Below are 13,491 nucleotides of genomic sequence, written 5' to 3'. Positions count from 1 at the left end.
CCATGATCGCCACTATGTCAGTTGGGCATGACAATCGCGAAAACTGCAAACTCGCCAATCCCGCCTCCGAACAGGCGCACGTTGCTCAAGGTCGCCGGCCTTGCAGCCATTGCCGCGCTTTCCGCCTGCAGCACCGTCTCTGTACCGACGGGCGAAGGCGCAGGCGTCTCTTCCTCCGCCACGGCTACTCTGTCGGGCTTGCGCGCCTCAGCCGGGCTCGGCCCGCTGGCGCCGGACGCCCAGCTCGAACAGGCGGCGCTGCAACAGGCCGGCTATATGGCAGCGCGCGAGCGCATGAGCCACACCACGGGCTGGGGCAAGGATTTCGCATCGCGCATGAAGGACAATGGCGTGCGGGGCGCCGCGGCCGAGAACATCGCCGAAGGCCGCTTCGACCAGCAAAAACTGTTCGACATCTGGATGCATTCGCAGGGCCACCGGCGCAACATACTCGATCAGGATTTCAGCCGCTTCGGCCTCGCCTATGTCCGCGACGGGCGTGATCCCAACCTGCGCTATTGGTCGCTGGTACTCGGCAGGTAGCGTCTTGCTGGGGCCGTTTCGGCTATTCGCCAGCACCAACCGGCACGCCAATCCCAATCCATATTGACGGCAGGCGGACCGCCCGCCGCCGCCTGCTCAGTCCATATGCGCCGCAGGTGCGCCGCCGCCGGCCGGACCAGCCTTTGGCTTGCGCAGCAGGAAGACGAACGGAATGGCGGCCAGCGTCATCACCATCAGTATTTTGAAGTCGTTGACGTAGGAGATCATCATCGCCTGGAGATTGACCATGCGATCGACCTCCGACAGCGCCATCGGATCGCCGCCCGCGGCCGCCGGCGAGACGGCCCAGAGATTGGGATTGAACGGGTTGATGAAGGCCGAAAGCTCGGCGTGATTGATTTGCGTGTTGCGCACCAAGAGCACCGTCACGACCGAGACGCCTATCGATGAGCCGAGATTGCGCACCAGGCTGAAGAGCGCGGTTGCGTCGGTGCGGTAGCGTGCGTCAAGCGTGGCGAAGGCGACCGTCGACAGCGGCACGAACACCATTCCCATGCCCAGGCCCTGGATCACGCCGGAGCTGATGATCAGCCAGTTATCCATCTGCGGGGTGAAGCTCGCCATGGTGTAGAGCGACTGCGCGGTCAGCAGAAAACCGATGACGACGAGAATCCTGGCGTCGATCTTTCCCATGATCCGCCCGACGACGAGCATCGAGATCATCGTGCCGATACCACGCGGACCGATGACGATGCCGATGGTGATGGTCGGATAGCCGAAGATGGTCGAAAGCATCGGTGGCAGCAGCGACATCGAGGCCAGGATGAGCACACCCATGACGAAGATGAACGCCAGCCCGGTCACGAAATTCTGGTCGAGAAAAATCTTCGGATCAATGAAAGGATGGTCCGCGGTCATCGTGTGAATGATGAACACCCAGAAGCCGGTGATGGCCAAGCCGAGTTCGATCCATATCTCGACCGAGGAAAACCAGTCGACCTCGCCGCCGCGATCCAGCATCAGCTGCAGCGCGCCGACGCCGAGCGATATCATGGCAAAGCCGAAGAAGTCGAAGCTGCGCACCCGCCGGGCAACGGCCGGCAGATAGGCCGCCATGCCGAGGAAGGCGACGATGCCGACCGGCAGATTTATGAAGAACACCCAGCGCCAGTTGAAATTCTCGGTCAGCCAGCCGCCCAGCGTCGGCCCCAGGATCGGTCCCAGCATGATGCCGGCGCCCCAGATGGCCATGGCCTGGCCGTGGCGCTCCTTGGGATTGATGTCGAGCAGGAATGTCTGCGACAGCGGCACGATGGCGGCGCCGAACACGCCTTGCAGCAGCCGGAACAGCACAATAGTTTCAAGGCTCCATGCCAGGCCGCACAGCATGGAGAAGATGGTGAAGCCGACCACCGCCGTCAGGAACAATTCCTTGCGGCCGAAGCGGTCGGCGAGCCAGCCGGTGACCGGCGTCATGATGGCGGCGGCGACGATATAGGAGGTCAGCACCCAGTTGATGTTGTCCGGGGAAGCGCCGAGGTCGCCCGTCATGGTCGGCAGGGCGACATTGGCGATGGTGGTGTCGAGCGCCTGCATGATCGTCGCCAGCATGAGCGCAACCGTGATCAGGCCGCGATGCGGCACTTCTCGAAATGGTTCTGGCGTGCTCATGATGCGGAACTTCCAGCCGGTAACAAAAACGTGTACACAGGGGTTTCCGGGCGGCAAAGCCTTCCGTTGAGAGACCTTCTTCGCGGTGGGACGCGGTTATCGATGTGGGGGTTACATCGACCGAAAGTCTCTGATGAGCGGATGCCTGCCGCCCGGAAACATGAGGACCGAAGGGTCCGTGTCGAAGATTTCAGATTTCAGCCAGGCCGCGACGCGGCTTGAACCAAACGCTGATCCTTCTCACTCCTCCCCCCAGACCAATCCTTGGCTGTCCGCCGCCACCTGCCAGGCGCCGCGGACTTACTGCACGACCTCGCCAGCCGTGGCGTGGCCGAATATGGCGGGAAAGCCGCGGGCAACGCCGGTATCGACGGTGACCGAGGCGCTCATGCCGGTCCGCAGCGCCATCTTGGCGTCGGGATCGGTCAGTTCCAGTCGCACCGGGATGCGTTGCGTGACCTTGACCCAGTTGCCGGTGGCGTTCTGGGCGGGCAGCAGCGAGAATTCTGCGCCCGTTCCCGCACCGATCGCCTTGACCGTCGCCTCGAAGGTCTTGCCCGGATAGGTATCGACGACGATCTCAGCCTTCTGGCCCGGCTTCATGTTGGTGAGCTGGGTTTCCTTGAAATTGGCATCGATCCAGGTGTCGTCGGTCTCGACCAGCGAAAACAGCGGCGTGCCGGAGCCGACGAACTGGCCGACCTTGAAGGACGAGGCCTGGGAGATGACGCCATCCGCGGGCGCCTTCACCGTGGTCCGCGCCAGGTCGTAGGCGGCCTTGTCGCGCGCGGCGAGCGCGGCCATTACGGTCGGAAGCTTGTCGGTTTCGATATCGGGATTGCCGCCGAGCGCGGCCTTGGCGCTGATGATGCCCTGCTGGGCGACGGCGACCTGCTGCTTTGCCTTGTCGAGGTCGTTGCGGGCCTCGTCCAGAGACGATTTGGCGTTGATGCCCTTCTGCGCGAGATCGGCGGCGCGGTCGTACTGCGACTGGGCGTAGTCGACCTCGCTGCTGGCGGACTTCTCCTGCGCCATCGACTGGCTGTAGGCGGCGCGCAGTTGCTCGACATTGAGGCGCGCGGCGGCAACCGCGGCGTCGGCCTGGGCAAGCGCGATCCGGTAAGGCTCGGGATCGATGGTGAACAGAAGGTCGCCCTGCTTGACCATCTGATGGTCTGTTATGGCAACCTGGACGATGCGGCCGGCCGTGTCGGAGGCGATCGACACCTTGGCCTGCTGCAGATTGGCGTTCTCCGTCTCCTGATAGCGGCCGCCGGTCACCCAGACATAGCCGCCACCGATAACCAGCGCCGCCGGCAAGACAAGCATCAGGAAGAAGCGGCCCATGCGGCGCTTCTTCTTCGGCGCCGGGACCGGCTGCACGGGAGGAGCGACCGCGACAGGAGCGGCGGCCGGCTGGGCCGGCGCTTCCATCTCCACCTTGGCGGCGTTTTCGTCGACTTTGGCTACCGCGTTCATGCTGCTGCGCCTTTCGTAGGCTCGACTTTTTCCGAGGTATCGCCGTCGGCGAGATTCTGCGCCATCGCATCGAGCGCCCTGATCAGCACGCGACGGTCCTCCGGCGAAACGCCGACGAGCGATTCCTCATAGACTTCGCCGGCCAGGCTCTTGACCTCCGCATAGGCGGCGCTCGCCTTGGCCGTCGGGAAGATCATGCGCACGCGGCGGTCGGCAGCGTCGGCGCGGCGTTCGATCCAGCCGCCCTCCTCCATCCGGTCGACGAGGCGCGAGACACTGATCGGCTCGATTTCGAGCAATTCCGCGAGCCGGGCCTGGGTGACGCCCTCCTCCTTGGCGACACGCACCATCAGGCGCCATTGCGCCGACGACAGGCCGAGCCCGCTGGCGCGCGTCTCGAAACGCTTGCGCATCAGGCGCTGCACGTCGTGGATCAAAAATCCCAATCTGTCGATGCCATCAGAAACCATGAGCGATATATATAATAAGCGTGCTCACTATTCAAGCACCGTGTCGTTCAGAAGCCGGCAAATGTGCATGCCCACACCGACCGTCGACGATTGGTCGACGCCTCAGCAACCGATGCGCGGCAGCCGGGCAGTGAGAGTCGCCGTTTTGGGCGCTGCAGCCGCTGGTCGCGTATGACATATTCATGTACAGCGCAGGTCAGGATCGGGGGATCGACGCCATGCCGACGCTTTACGCGCTCAAGCCGGCTTTCCAGGGAAGACTGCGGCCGCTGGTCAGCCAGCTGGCGGCGAACGGCGTCACCGCAAACAGCATCACCATCCTGGCGGCCCTGATGTCGATCGTGGCTGGAGCGGCCATCGCGATCCTGCACGAATGGCGCTGGCTGCTGCTACTCATTCCCGTGGTGCTGTTCGTGCGCATGGCGCTCAATGCGGTGGATGGCATGCTGGCACGCGAACATGGCCAGGCTTCGACGCTCGGCATGTATCTGAACGAGATTTGCGATGTCGTTTCGGACCTGGCACTCACCCTGCCTTTCGCGGTCTTTCCGCTGTTCAGCGCATGGGGCGTCATCGCCTTCGCCATCGCCGCGGTGCTGGCCGAGTTCGCCGGCGTGCTCGGCATCGCCGCCGGGATCGGGCGCAACTATGCCGGTCCGTTCGGCAAGAGCGACAGGGCGCTGGCACTGAGCGTGGTGGCGGTCCTGTGCGCTGCCGGGCTGTGGCCGGTATCCATCGCGCCTTTTGTGTTTCCGGCCATGGCAACGCTTTCGCTGCTGACCGCCATAAACCGGATACGCGCCGGTCTTATTGGCAGCGCCAGCTGAGCACCGGGCTCGCGATGCCGCCAGAGGGGAAGACGATGATGCACGGACCAATTGCAGCGGTTGCGGAAAGCCCTGCGCGGCAGGCACAAGAGCGTGTCTTCCACAGCCATGACGGAACGGAAATCTTTTACCGGTTCTGGCCGGCGGCCTCCGCCGATGCCAAGGGCGCTGTGGTGCTCTTCCATCGCGGCCATGAGCATGGCGGCCGCATGGCCCATCTCGTCGACGAACTGCAGATGCCGGATCATGCCTTCTATGCCTGGGATGCCCGCGGCAATGGCCGTTCGTCCGGTGAACGCGGCTATGCTCCGTCCTTCTCGGCGCTGGTGCGCGACATCGACTGCTTCATGCGCGAGATGGCCGCCAGGGACGGCTTCGCAACGCAGGACATCGCGCTGATCGCGCAGTCCTTCGGCGCCGTGCTTGCCGCCGCCTGGGTGCACGACTATGCGCCGAAACTGCGCGCCATGGTGCTGGCCTCGCCGGCCTTTTCGGTCAAGCTCTACGTGCCCTTCGCCAAGGAGGGCATCGCGCTCTGGCAGAAGCTCAAGGGCCGTTTTTTCGTCAACTCCTACGTCAAGGCGAAATTCCTGACCCACGATCCCGTGCGCATCGCCACTTTCGAGAGCGACCCGCTGATCACGCGGCCGATCGCCTCCAACATCCTGGTCGAACTCTACCAGCACGCCGCTCGCATCGTTTCGGACGCCCGCGCCATGACCGTGCCGACGCAACTTCTGCTTTCGGGAAGCGACTGGGTGGTGCGCCACGCCCCGCAGCACGAATTCTTCGTCAATCTCGGCAGCCGGACCAAGGAACGCCACGTGTTGCCGGGCTTCTTCCACGACACGCTGGGCGAGCGCGACCGGGCACAGGCCCTCGACCTGATCCGGCCGTTCCTGACCAGGCAGTTCACGACGCCGGACGCGCCCGTTGACCTCAAGCAGGCGGATATTGCCGGATACACGCGCGACGAGGCCGACCGGCTTGCCTCGCCACTGGATCTGTTGTCGCCCAGGGGCCTTTATTGGGCATTCAGCCGCGCCTCCATCCGCATGGGCGCCTGGGTTTCGTCGGGCATGAAGGCCGGTGTCACCACCGGCTTCGATTCCGGCTCGACGCTGGACTATGTCTATGAAAACGAGGCACGAGGGCTGACGCCGCTTGGCCGCTTCGTGGACCGCGTCTTCCTGGAGGCCATAGGCTGGCGCGGCATCCGCCAGCGCAAGCTGCATCTGGAAGAACTGATCGGCACCGCGCTATCGACACTCAAGGCCGCCGGCCGCGCCGCCCACATTCTCGACATCGCCGCCGGCCACGGCCGCTATGTTCTCGATGCGATCGTCAAGAGCCCCGATCAGCCGGCAAGCGTGCGCCTGCAGGATTATTCCGACCTCAATGTCGGGCTTGGCCGCAAGCTGATCGCCGAGCGGCAATTGCCGGCCAGCGTCTCGTTCCGGCGCGCCGACGCTTTCGATGCCGAGATGCTCGCCGCTATCGATCCGGCGCCGGACCTCGCCATCGTTTCCGGCCTCTACGAACTGTTCTCGGACAATGCGATGATCGCCCGCTCGCTTGGCGGACTGGCCCGCGCCATGCAGCCGGGCAGTCTGCTCATCTACACCAACCAGCCCTGGCATCCGCAGCTCGAGATGATCGCGCGCAGCCTGACGTCCCATCGCGGCGGCCAAGCATGGGTCATGCGCCGGCGCACGCAAGGTGAGATGGACCAGCTCGTCGAAGCCGCCGGCTTCGAGAAGCTCGATCAACGCATCGACCAATGGGGCATCTTCACCGTCTCGGTCGCACGGCGCCTGTAGGACCCGCCGAGGCATGCCGACTGACCCTGAAGCTTCGCAATCCGCAGCCATCGTCGCCGCCGAACCCTATGGCCGTGTGATCGTCAGGGCCGCATTGTGGCTGGCGTTCCTGGCGCCGTTCTTCTACCTGACCTATGGCTTGGCCAACTGGCTGGCGTCGCGGCGCGACGACGTCGGCAGCATCGTGTTCTCCTGGGAACACAGCATCCCGTTCGTCGCCTGGACCATCGTGCCCTACTGGTCGATCAACCTGTTCTACGGCCTGTCGCTGCTCCTTAACGACAACCGGCAAGGGGTCGACCGCCTGGCCGGCCGCTATCTCACAGCGCAACTCGTCGCCGTCACCTGCTTCATCCTGTTCCCGCTGACCGCGACGTTCGTGCGGCCGGAAACGACCGGCCTGCCGGGCTTCATGTTTGCCGTGCTTGGCGGCTTCGACAAACCGTTCAACCAGGCGCCCTCGCTGCACATCGCCCTGCTGGTGATCATCTGGGACCATTGGCGCCACCGCCTCGGTCGCCTTCTCCTGCCGCTCTGGCACGGCTGGTGCTTCCTGATCGGCGCCTCGGTGCTGACGACCTGGCAGCATCATTTCATCGACATCCCGACCGGCGCGCTGCTCGGTTTTTTCGCGCTCTGGCTGTTTCCGCGCAACGGCGAATTGCCGTTTTCAGGTGCCCTGCCGACCAGCAATGCGAAAGCCCGCCGGCTGGCACTGTTCTATGCACTGGGCGCCGTCCTTGCGCTGGCCGCCGCCGCGTTCGGCGCGTTCTTTTCAGCCGTAGCGCTCTTCCTGCTTTGGCCAGCCTTGGCGCTGGCCATCGTCGCGCTTGCCTATGCCGGGGCCGGTTCGAAAGTGTTCCAGAAATCCGCGGATGGCAGCATCACGCTTGCATGCCGCCTCCTGCTCCTGCCGTACCGTCTTGGCGCCAGGACAAACATATGGGCCTGGACGCGAAATCTTGCTCCGCAGGTGGCGGTTGCCGACAGCGTCTTTCTCGGGCGTTTTCCCACCGCAAGCGAGGCCAACGGCTTCGGCACGGTCATCGACCTCGCCGCCGAACTTGAAAGGCCGGCGGGAGCGACTTGCCGCTGGATCGCCTTTCCGATGGTCGACCTGTTGCCGCCGCCGTTGATGGTGCAGCAACAGGCAGCCGGCGCGCTGGAGAAAGCGCGCCGCGACGGCACGGTGCTTGTCTGCTGCGCGCTCGGTTTCCAGCGCAGCGCCGGCGTCGTCGCCGAATGGCTGGTGGTGACCGGCAGAGCCAGGACGCCGGCCCGGGCTCGCGAGATGCTGAGCGCCGCCGGCCGGCCTGTTCATCTTGTCGAGGCAACGGAGCGGGCGGCATCATGACCGGCAATGCCTATCAGCAAAGCACCGATCGCTTCGCCGGCATGCTGATGCGGCAGGCCGCGTGGCCGGCCGCAATCGTTCTGGCCGCAAACATGCTGGCGCCCTTGGCCGCCCGGGCGCGCGGCGCCTTCGAGACCTTGCCCGCCGCCGTGGCGCTGTCGCTCGCTGCCGTCAGCGCGGTTGCCGTGCTGGCGCTGTCGGCGCTGCTGGCATTCGACGCGCTGCTGTTCCGGCTGATGGCCAGCCATGACGACATGTCTTCCGCCGGCGCCGCGGTGGACGACATGCTGGCGCGCATGCGCCTGAAGCTGCTGCCACCTTCCCCACGTTCGCTCGACGAACGCATGGCCGGCACGCGCCGGCTGCTGACCAGGCAACGCATAGCCCTTGGCCTGTTCGTCGCGATGCTTCTGGCGGCCGGATTTTGGGCGCCGCGATGAACAAGCTCTCGCTCACGACCTTCACCCTGCTGCAGACTGTGACCTCCGTCGGCCTCTCGGCGCTGGCCTGGGCGGTAACCGGCGTGCGTCCGATCTGGAATGGCAGTCTGCCGTCGGACAAGCAACGCATCTATTTCGCCAATCACACGAGCCATGGCGACTTCATCCTTTTGTCGGCGTGCCTCAACGAAAAAGAGCGCGCGATCACCCATGCCGTGGCTGCCGGCGAATATTGGGGAAAATCGCGGCTGCGCCGCTTCATCGCAGAAGACATGCTGTCATCCGTGCTCATCAACCGGCAATGGACGAAGCCTGAGGAAAACCCGATCGAGATCATGCTGTCGGTTCTCGACCAGGGACACTCGCTGATCCTGTTTCCCGAAGGCACCCGCAACATGACGGATGAGCCGCTGCTGCCTTTCCGCTCCGGGCTCTACAATTTGTCGATGGCACGGCCTCAGGTCGAGCTGATCCCGTGCTGGATCGAGAACATGTCGCGCGTATTGCCCAAGGGCCAGTTCCTGCCGGTCCCGCTTTTGTGCCGCGTCGTCTTCGGCGCACCGGTGGCGGTGGCCCCCGGCGAAGAGCGGCGCGCCTTTCTCGACCGAGCCCACGCCACGCTTCTAGCGCTCAACCCGCGTCCCGAACGAGACGATTGATGCGCCACGACATCTCGATCCTGATCATCGGCCTGCTGGCGGTGCTGACGACCGCCAGCATCGTGGCCGCTATACTTTCGGCACGGGCGCCGAAACCACTCAGTTCGACTCTGGTCAATCTCACCCAACGCATCAATGCCTGGTGGGTGATGGTCGCGCTGATGACGGTCGCCTTTTTCTTCGGCCGGTACGGCCTGACCATCCTGTTCGCGCTGATTTCCTTCGCCTCGCTGCGCGAATTCGTGACGCTGACGCACACGAGCCGGAGCGACCATTGGGTGCTGCTCGGCATGTTCGGCATCATCATCCCGTTTCAGTACTGGCTGGTCTGGACCGCCTGGTACGGGCTCTTCGTCATCTTCATTCCGGTCTACTGCTTCCTGCTGATGCCGGCCATCACTGCGTTGCATGGCGACACCGAACGCTTTCTCGAGCGGATCGCCGCGCAGCAATGGGCGGTGATGATCTCCGTCTATTGCGTCAGCCATGTTCCAGCACTGCTGACGCTCGACGTGCCGGGCTTCGAAGGCCGCAATTTGCTGCTGATCGCCTTCCTGATCATCGTCGTGCAAGGCAGCGACGTGCTGCAATACATCTTCGGCAAGCTGTTCGGAAAACACCGGTTTTCGCCGACCGTATCGCCGTCGAAAACCTGGGAGGGCCTGATCGGCGGAGTGGTATCGGCGAGCCTGCTCGGCGCTCTGCTGTCGTTCGTGACGCCATTCACGCCCCTGCAGGCGGCGTGTGTCGCCTTCGTCGTCTGTTCGATGGGGTTTCTGGGTGGGCTGGTCGCCTCGGCCATCAAGCGCGACCAGGGTGTCAAGGATTGGGGCCATCTCATCGAAGGCCATGGCGGCATGATGGACCGTACCGACAGCCTGGTCTTCGCTGCCCCGATCTTCTTTCACATCGTGCGCTACTTCTGGACAGTCTGAGACGGCAAGCTCTGAGCCGTCAGAGCCGGTTTCGCACGACCAGCGTGACGACGAAGAAGGCGCCGAGCGAACTGGTGATGATGCCGATCGGCAGTTCCTGCGGCGGCAGCAGGGTTCGCGCCAGAAGATCGCTTGCCAGCAACAGCACCGCCCCGAACAGCGCACAGCTGGCGATCAGCCGCAGATGCAAGGGACCGGCCAGCGGCCGCGACAAATGCGGGATCATAAGCCCGACAAAGCCGATGACGCCGGCGACCGAGACGAGAATTGCCGTCGAAAAGGCGGCAACGAGAAACGTCGTCCTACGCATCCGCGCCACCGGCACGCCAAGGCTTTCGGCGGCGCTTTCACCCGCTAGGAAGGCGTCCAGCCTGCGGTGGTTCCACAGCCCATAGGCAGCAATCGTGCCGGCGCCCAATGCGCCCAGCCAGACATTGTCCCAGCGCGCCAGCCCGAGCCCGCCCATCGTCCAGAACAGCACCGAATGGGCGGCGCGCTGGTCGCCGGCAAAAACCAGATAGTTGGTCAAGGCCGTGAACAGGAAGGAAACGGCAAGGCCGGCGAGGATCAGCCGTTCCGGCCCCTGACCCCGCACCCGCGCGACCAGCAGCAGGACGATGCAGGCGGCCAGTATGCCGCCGGTGAAGGCCGCGACCGGCAAGGTCCAGATGCCAAAACTGTCACCAAAGACGGTTATGACGGAAACAGCACCGGCCGCCGCCCCCGACGACAGGCCGAACAGGAAGGGATCGGCAAGATCGTTGCGGGTCACCGTCTGCAGCAAGGCGCCTGTTATGCCGAGGCCGCCGCCGACACAGACCGCCAGGATCGTGCGCGGCAGCCTGAGATCGACGACGATCTTGCCGACCGGGCCAGACACCTGGTGCTCGTTCAATCCGACGGCATGGCCAAGCGAGGCGATGACGTCGGTCAGCGGGATCAGTGTCGAACCATAGGCGATCGACAGCAGCACGAGGGCGACGACCGCTACCGTGCCCGCCACTATCGCCAGCGCGAACGCCTTGTGCCCTGAAAGCGCTCCGGATTTATGCCCAGGGGCAAGAAGCATCAGAACGCTTCCGGATGCATCGCCTTGGCGATCTTGCCGATCGCCTCGATGTTTGCCGGGCCGGGCGTCAGTTCGGCATAGCGGAGCGCCACGAAGCGCTCGTTCTTGACCGCGTCCGTCTCCTTCATCGCCGGGTGCGCCTTGAGGAAGTCGAGCAGTTTCTTGTAGCCGCCGCCATCCTGGTAATCGAGCAGGATGAGGAATTGCGGATTGCGCGACGCCACGGTTTCCCAATCCGTGTTGCCCCAGCTGGTGTCCATGTCGGCCATGATGTTGTCGCCGCCCGCCGCCGTGATCATGGCGCTCGGAATGGCGAATTTTCCGGCGGTGAACGGCTTGTCCTCACCTGAATCATAAAGGAACACCCGCGTCCCCTTTGCGCCGCCGACCTTGGCAGTGATATCAGCGAGCTGCGCCTTCCAGCCGGCAACAAGTTTTTTGGCTTCGGTCTCCTTGCCGAAGATCTTGCCCAGCTTTTCGACATCGCCATAGAGCAGATCCATCGAGGCAGCCGGACGGTTCTTGTCGAGATGGACGCAGCTTTCGGTCAGCACCAGCGTCTTGATGCCGTGCGGGGCGAGCGTGTCTGGCGTCACGTCGCCGCCCGGCTTCATGCCATAGTACCAGCCGGCGAAGAAGAAATCGGGCTCGACGGCGACGAGGTTTTCCAGCGTCGGGTATTTGGGCGCCAGTTCGGGAATAGAACCCTGCTCGGCCTTGAATTCGGGGCCGACCTTGTACCATCCGGTGATGCCGGTCAGGCCGACGATCGACGGCTGCAGCTTCAGCGCGAAGGCCATCTCGGCCATGTTGAGATCATGGATGACGGCGCGTTTGGGCGGCGCGTCGAAGGTCAGCGGCTTGCCGCAGCTGTCGACGGTGACCGGGAAGGCGAAGGCTGACGAAGCCAGCAGCGAGATGACGAGCGACAGGGCGAGACGTTTCACGGATTTTGCTCCTTGGTTGAACAATGTCGGATCAGGGATGGGGTCGATCAGGATGGCGGCGCGGAGCGGTTCGGAACATCGAAGACTGTCAGTTCGCGGTCTTCGGTCGGATGGCGCAGGCGAAACACGTCGACGCCGAAAATCTCGCGGATCAGCTTTTGGGTCAGCGCCTCGCGCGGCGCGGCCAGCGCATGCAGCCGCGCTTCGTTCATCACCGCAACCCTGGTGGCGAAGGGCGCCACCAAAGCCAGATCGTGCAGCACCGCGATCACCGTCATGCCGAAGCCGGCCACGAGCTCGAGCAGCTCGCCGCGGGCGCGCGGATCGAGATGGTTGGTCGGCTCGTCGAGGAACAGCACTTTCGGTTGCTGCGCGATGGCGCGCGCCAGCTGGGCGCGCTGGCGTTCACCGCCCGACAGCGAGCCTATGCTGCGGCCAAGCAGCGGCAACAGGCCGGTCCGGCGCAACGCGTCGACGACGATGTCGCGCTCCTCGCTCCTGCGCCTTAGTCCGGCATGCGGGACGCGGCCGAGCTCGACATAGTCGATCACCGCCAGCCGCGGGTCCGGCTGGTCGGTCTGGCCGACAACGGCGACGTGCAGGGCCCGCTCGGCGGTCGAGATCCTGTCCAGGCGGCGCCCGCCAAGCTTCACCTCGCCGGAACTTGGCCTGAGCATGCCCGACAGCATGCGCAGCAGCGTGGTCTTGCCGGCGCCATTGGGGCCGATGATGGCAAGGCGATCGCCTGTGGCCACCGACAGGCTGACGGCGTGGACCAGGTCGCGGCCATTCGCCGTCGCGCAGAGTTCGCGGGCTTCGAGAAGCGGCGTTGTCATCGGCTGTTGCCCTCAACCTTGGCCGGTCCGGGAATACGAGCCAGCGTCTTGCCCGGCAGCCGCGGCGGACGCTGTCCGGAATTGCACCAGCCGTCGGCAAGCGAGGCGTAAAGCCTGGCAAATCGCACGAGATCGCCGGCGTCGGCCTCGGCGTCGATGCAGCCGAAGAGATAGGAAGCCTTGCCTGGCGCCTGGAAGGCCACGGTCAGCGGCCGCGCACAGCCCGCCATGCATTCGACGCCTTCGATCGTGAAGCCATGCGCCACAGCGGGTTCCTGGCAGGCCGCGAGCCGGGAGCGCAGATCGGCACACAGGCTTTCGCCCGACCTGATGCCGGTCGGGATGTCACGGCAAAGCGTGCACACGATGATGCGATGATCGATGGCGCCGTCCAACTTTCCGTCACTTTCCAAAACTAGCGACGGAAGGATGCTGGCGAGCCGGACGACAAGACCGACGTCCACGTCTCCTCCCGGCACA

14 protein-coding genes are annotated in these 13,491 nt (G+C 64.5%); 7 read left to right on the top strand and 7 right to left on the bottom strand.

Annotated features, from left to right (window positions below; all coding sequences use genetic code 11):
* Positions 1-27 precede the first annotated feature (27 nt).
* The gene (locus tag AB4Z43_RS13405; protein WP_069091884.1) at positions 28-543 is read left to right on the top strand and encodes a CAP domain-containing protein; all 516 of its coding nucleotides are present in this window, start codon (positions 28-30) and stop codon (positions 541-543) included.
* A gap of 96 nt (positions 544-639) precedes the next feature.
* Here the strand turns inward: AB4Z43_RS13405 and AB4Z43_RS13400 are convergent, their stop codons facing one another.
* From AB4Z43_RS13400 to AB4Z43_RS13390, 3 genes are all read right to left on the bottom strand, one after another.
* Complete coding sequence (locus AB4Z43_RS13400) at positions 640-2,175, bottom strand: DHA2 family efflux MFS transporter permease subunit (RefSeq protein WP_019857461.1); 1,536 nt, start codon at positions 2,173-2,175, stop codon at positions 640-642.
* Between the two features lie 300 nt (positions 2,176-2,475).
* The gene (locus AB4Z43_RS13395; protein ID WP_441937857.1) at positions 2,476-3,654 is read right to left on the bottom strand and encodes an HlyD family secretion protein; all 1,179 of its coding nucleotides are present in this window, start codon (positions 3,652-3,654) and stop codon (positions 2,476-2,478) included.
* Complete coding sequence (locus AB4Z43_RS13390; protein WP_019857459.1) at positions 3,651-4,124, bottom strand: MarR family winged helix-turn-helix transcriptional regulator; 474 nt, start codon at positions 4,122-4,124, stop codon at positions 3,651-3,653. The genes AB4Z43_RS13395 and AB4Z43_RS13390 overlap by 4 nt, the downstream gene beginning before the upstream one ends.
* Positions 4,125-4,306: 182 nt before the next feature.
* Here AB4Z43_RS13390 and AB4Z43_RS13385 point away from each other — a divergent pair, with 182 nt between their 5' ends.
* Genes AB4Z43_RS13385 through AB4Z43_RS13360 form a run of 6 tightly spaced genes read left to right on the top strand, consistent with a single transcriptional unit; the run spans position 4,307 to position 10,159 of the window.
* On the top strand, positions 4,307-4,951 hold the full coding sequence (locus tag AB4Z43_RS13385; protein ID WP_223217748.1) for a CDP-alcohol phosphatidyltransferase family protein: 645 nt from the start codon (positions 4,307-4,309) through the stop codon (positions 4,949-4,951).
* A gap of 35 nt (positions 4,952-4,986) precedes the next feature.
* On the top strand, positions 4,987-6,771 hold the full coding sequence (locus AB4Z43_RS13380) for a bifunctional alpha/beta hydrolase/class I SAM-dependent methyltransferase (RefSeq protein WP_441937854.1): 1,785 nt from the start codon (positions 4,987-4,989) through the stop codon (positions 6,769-6,771).
* Between the two features lie 13 nt (positions 6,772-6,784).
* Complete coding sequence (locus AB4Z43_RS13375) at positions 6,785-8,125, top strand: phosphatase PAP2/dual specificity phosphatase family protein (RefSeq protein WP_441937852.1); 1,341 nt, start codon at positions 6,785-6,787, stop codon at positions 8,123-8,125.
* A complete protein-coding gene (locus tag AB4Z43_RS13370) occupies positions 8,122-8,565 on the top strand; it encodes a hypothetical protein (protein WP_019857455.1) in 444 nt (147 codons plus the stop codon). Before AB4Z43_RS13375 ends, AB4Z43_RS13370 begins: the two co-directional genes overlap by 4 nt.
* Positions 8,562-9,224, top strand: a complete 663-nt coding sequence (locus AB4Z43_RS13365) for a lysophospholipid acyltransferase family protein (RefSeq protein WP_019857454.1) — start codon at positions 8,562-8,564, stop codon at positions 9,222-9,224. Before AB4Z43_RS13370 ends, AB4Z43_RS13365 begins: the two co-directional genes overlap by 4 nt.
* Positions 9,224-10,159 carry a phosphatidate cytidylyltransferase gene (locus AB4Z43_RS13360; RefSeq protein WP_019857453.1) on the top strand — a complete coding sequence of 312 codons (936 nt, stop codon included), beginning with the start codon at positions 9,224-9,226 and terminating at the stop codon, positions 10,157-10,159. Before AB4Z43_RS13365 ends, AB4Z43_RS13360 begins: the two co-directional genes overlap by 1 nt.
* Positions 10,160-10,178: 19 nt before the next feature.
* Here AB4Z43_RS13360 and AB4Z43_RS13355 read toward each other — a convergent pair whose 3' ends face one another.
* Genes AB4Z43_RS13355 through AB4Z43_RS13340 form a run of 4 tightly spaced genes read right to left on the bottom strand, consistent with a single transcriptional unit; the run spans position 10,179 to position 13,475 of the window.
* Positions 10,179-11,228 carry a FecCD family ABC transporter permease gene (locus AB4Z43_RS13355; protein ID WP_064984851.1) on the bottom strand — a complete coding sequence of 350 codons (1,050 nt, stop codon included), beginning with the start codon at positions 11,226-11,228 and terminating at the stop codon, positions 10,179-10,181.
* Positions 11,228-12,175: an ABC transporter substrate-binding protein gene (locus AB4Z43_RS13350; protein ID WP_064984853.1), complete on the bottom strand. Its 948-nt coding sequence runs from the start codon at positions 12,173-12,175 to the stop codon at positions 11,228-11,230. The genes AB4Z43_RS13355 and AB4Z43_RS13350 overlap by 1 nt, the downstream gene beginning before the upstream one ends.
* Positions 12,176-12,222: 47 nt before the next feature.
* Positions 12,223-13,011 (bottom strand): ABC transporter ATP-binding protein, encoded by a 789-nt coding sequence (locus tag AB4Z43_RS13345; RefSeq protein WP_064984854.1) that lies wholly within the window; start codon positions 13,009-13,011, stop codon positions 12,223-12,225.
* The gene (locus tag AB4Z43_RS13340; RefSeq protein ID WP_223217749.1) at positions 13,008-13,475 is read right to left on the bottom strand and encodes a DUF1636 family protein; all 468 of its coding nucleotides are present in this window, start codon (positions 13,473-13,475) and stop codon (positions 13,008-13,010) included. The genes AB4Z43_RS13345 and AB4Z43_RS13340 overlap by 4 nt, the downstream gene beginning before the upstream one ends.
* Positions 13,476-13,491: the final 16 nt, after the last annotated feature.

The organism is Mesorhizobium sp. 2RAF45 (genome assembly GCF_052115225.1).
Classification (GTDB): Bacteria; Pseudomonadota; Alphaproteobacteria; order Rhizobiales; family Rhizobiaceae; genus Mesorhizobium; species Mesorhizobium jarvisii.
This window is presented reverse-complemented; position numbering and strand designations above follow the sequence as displayed.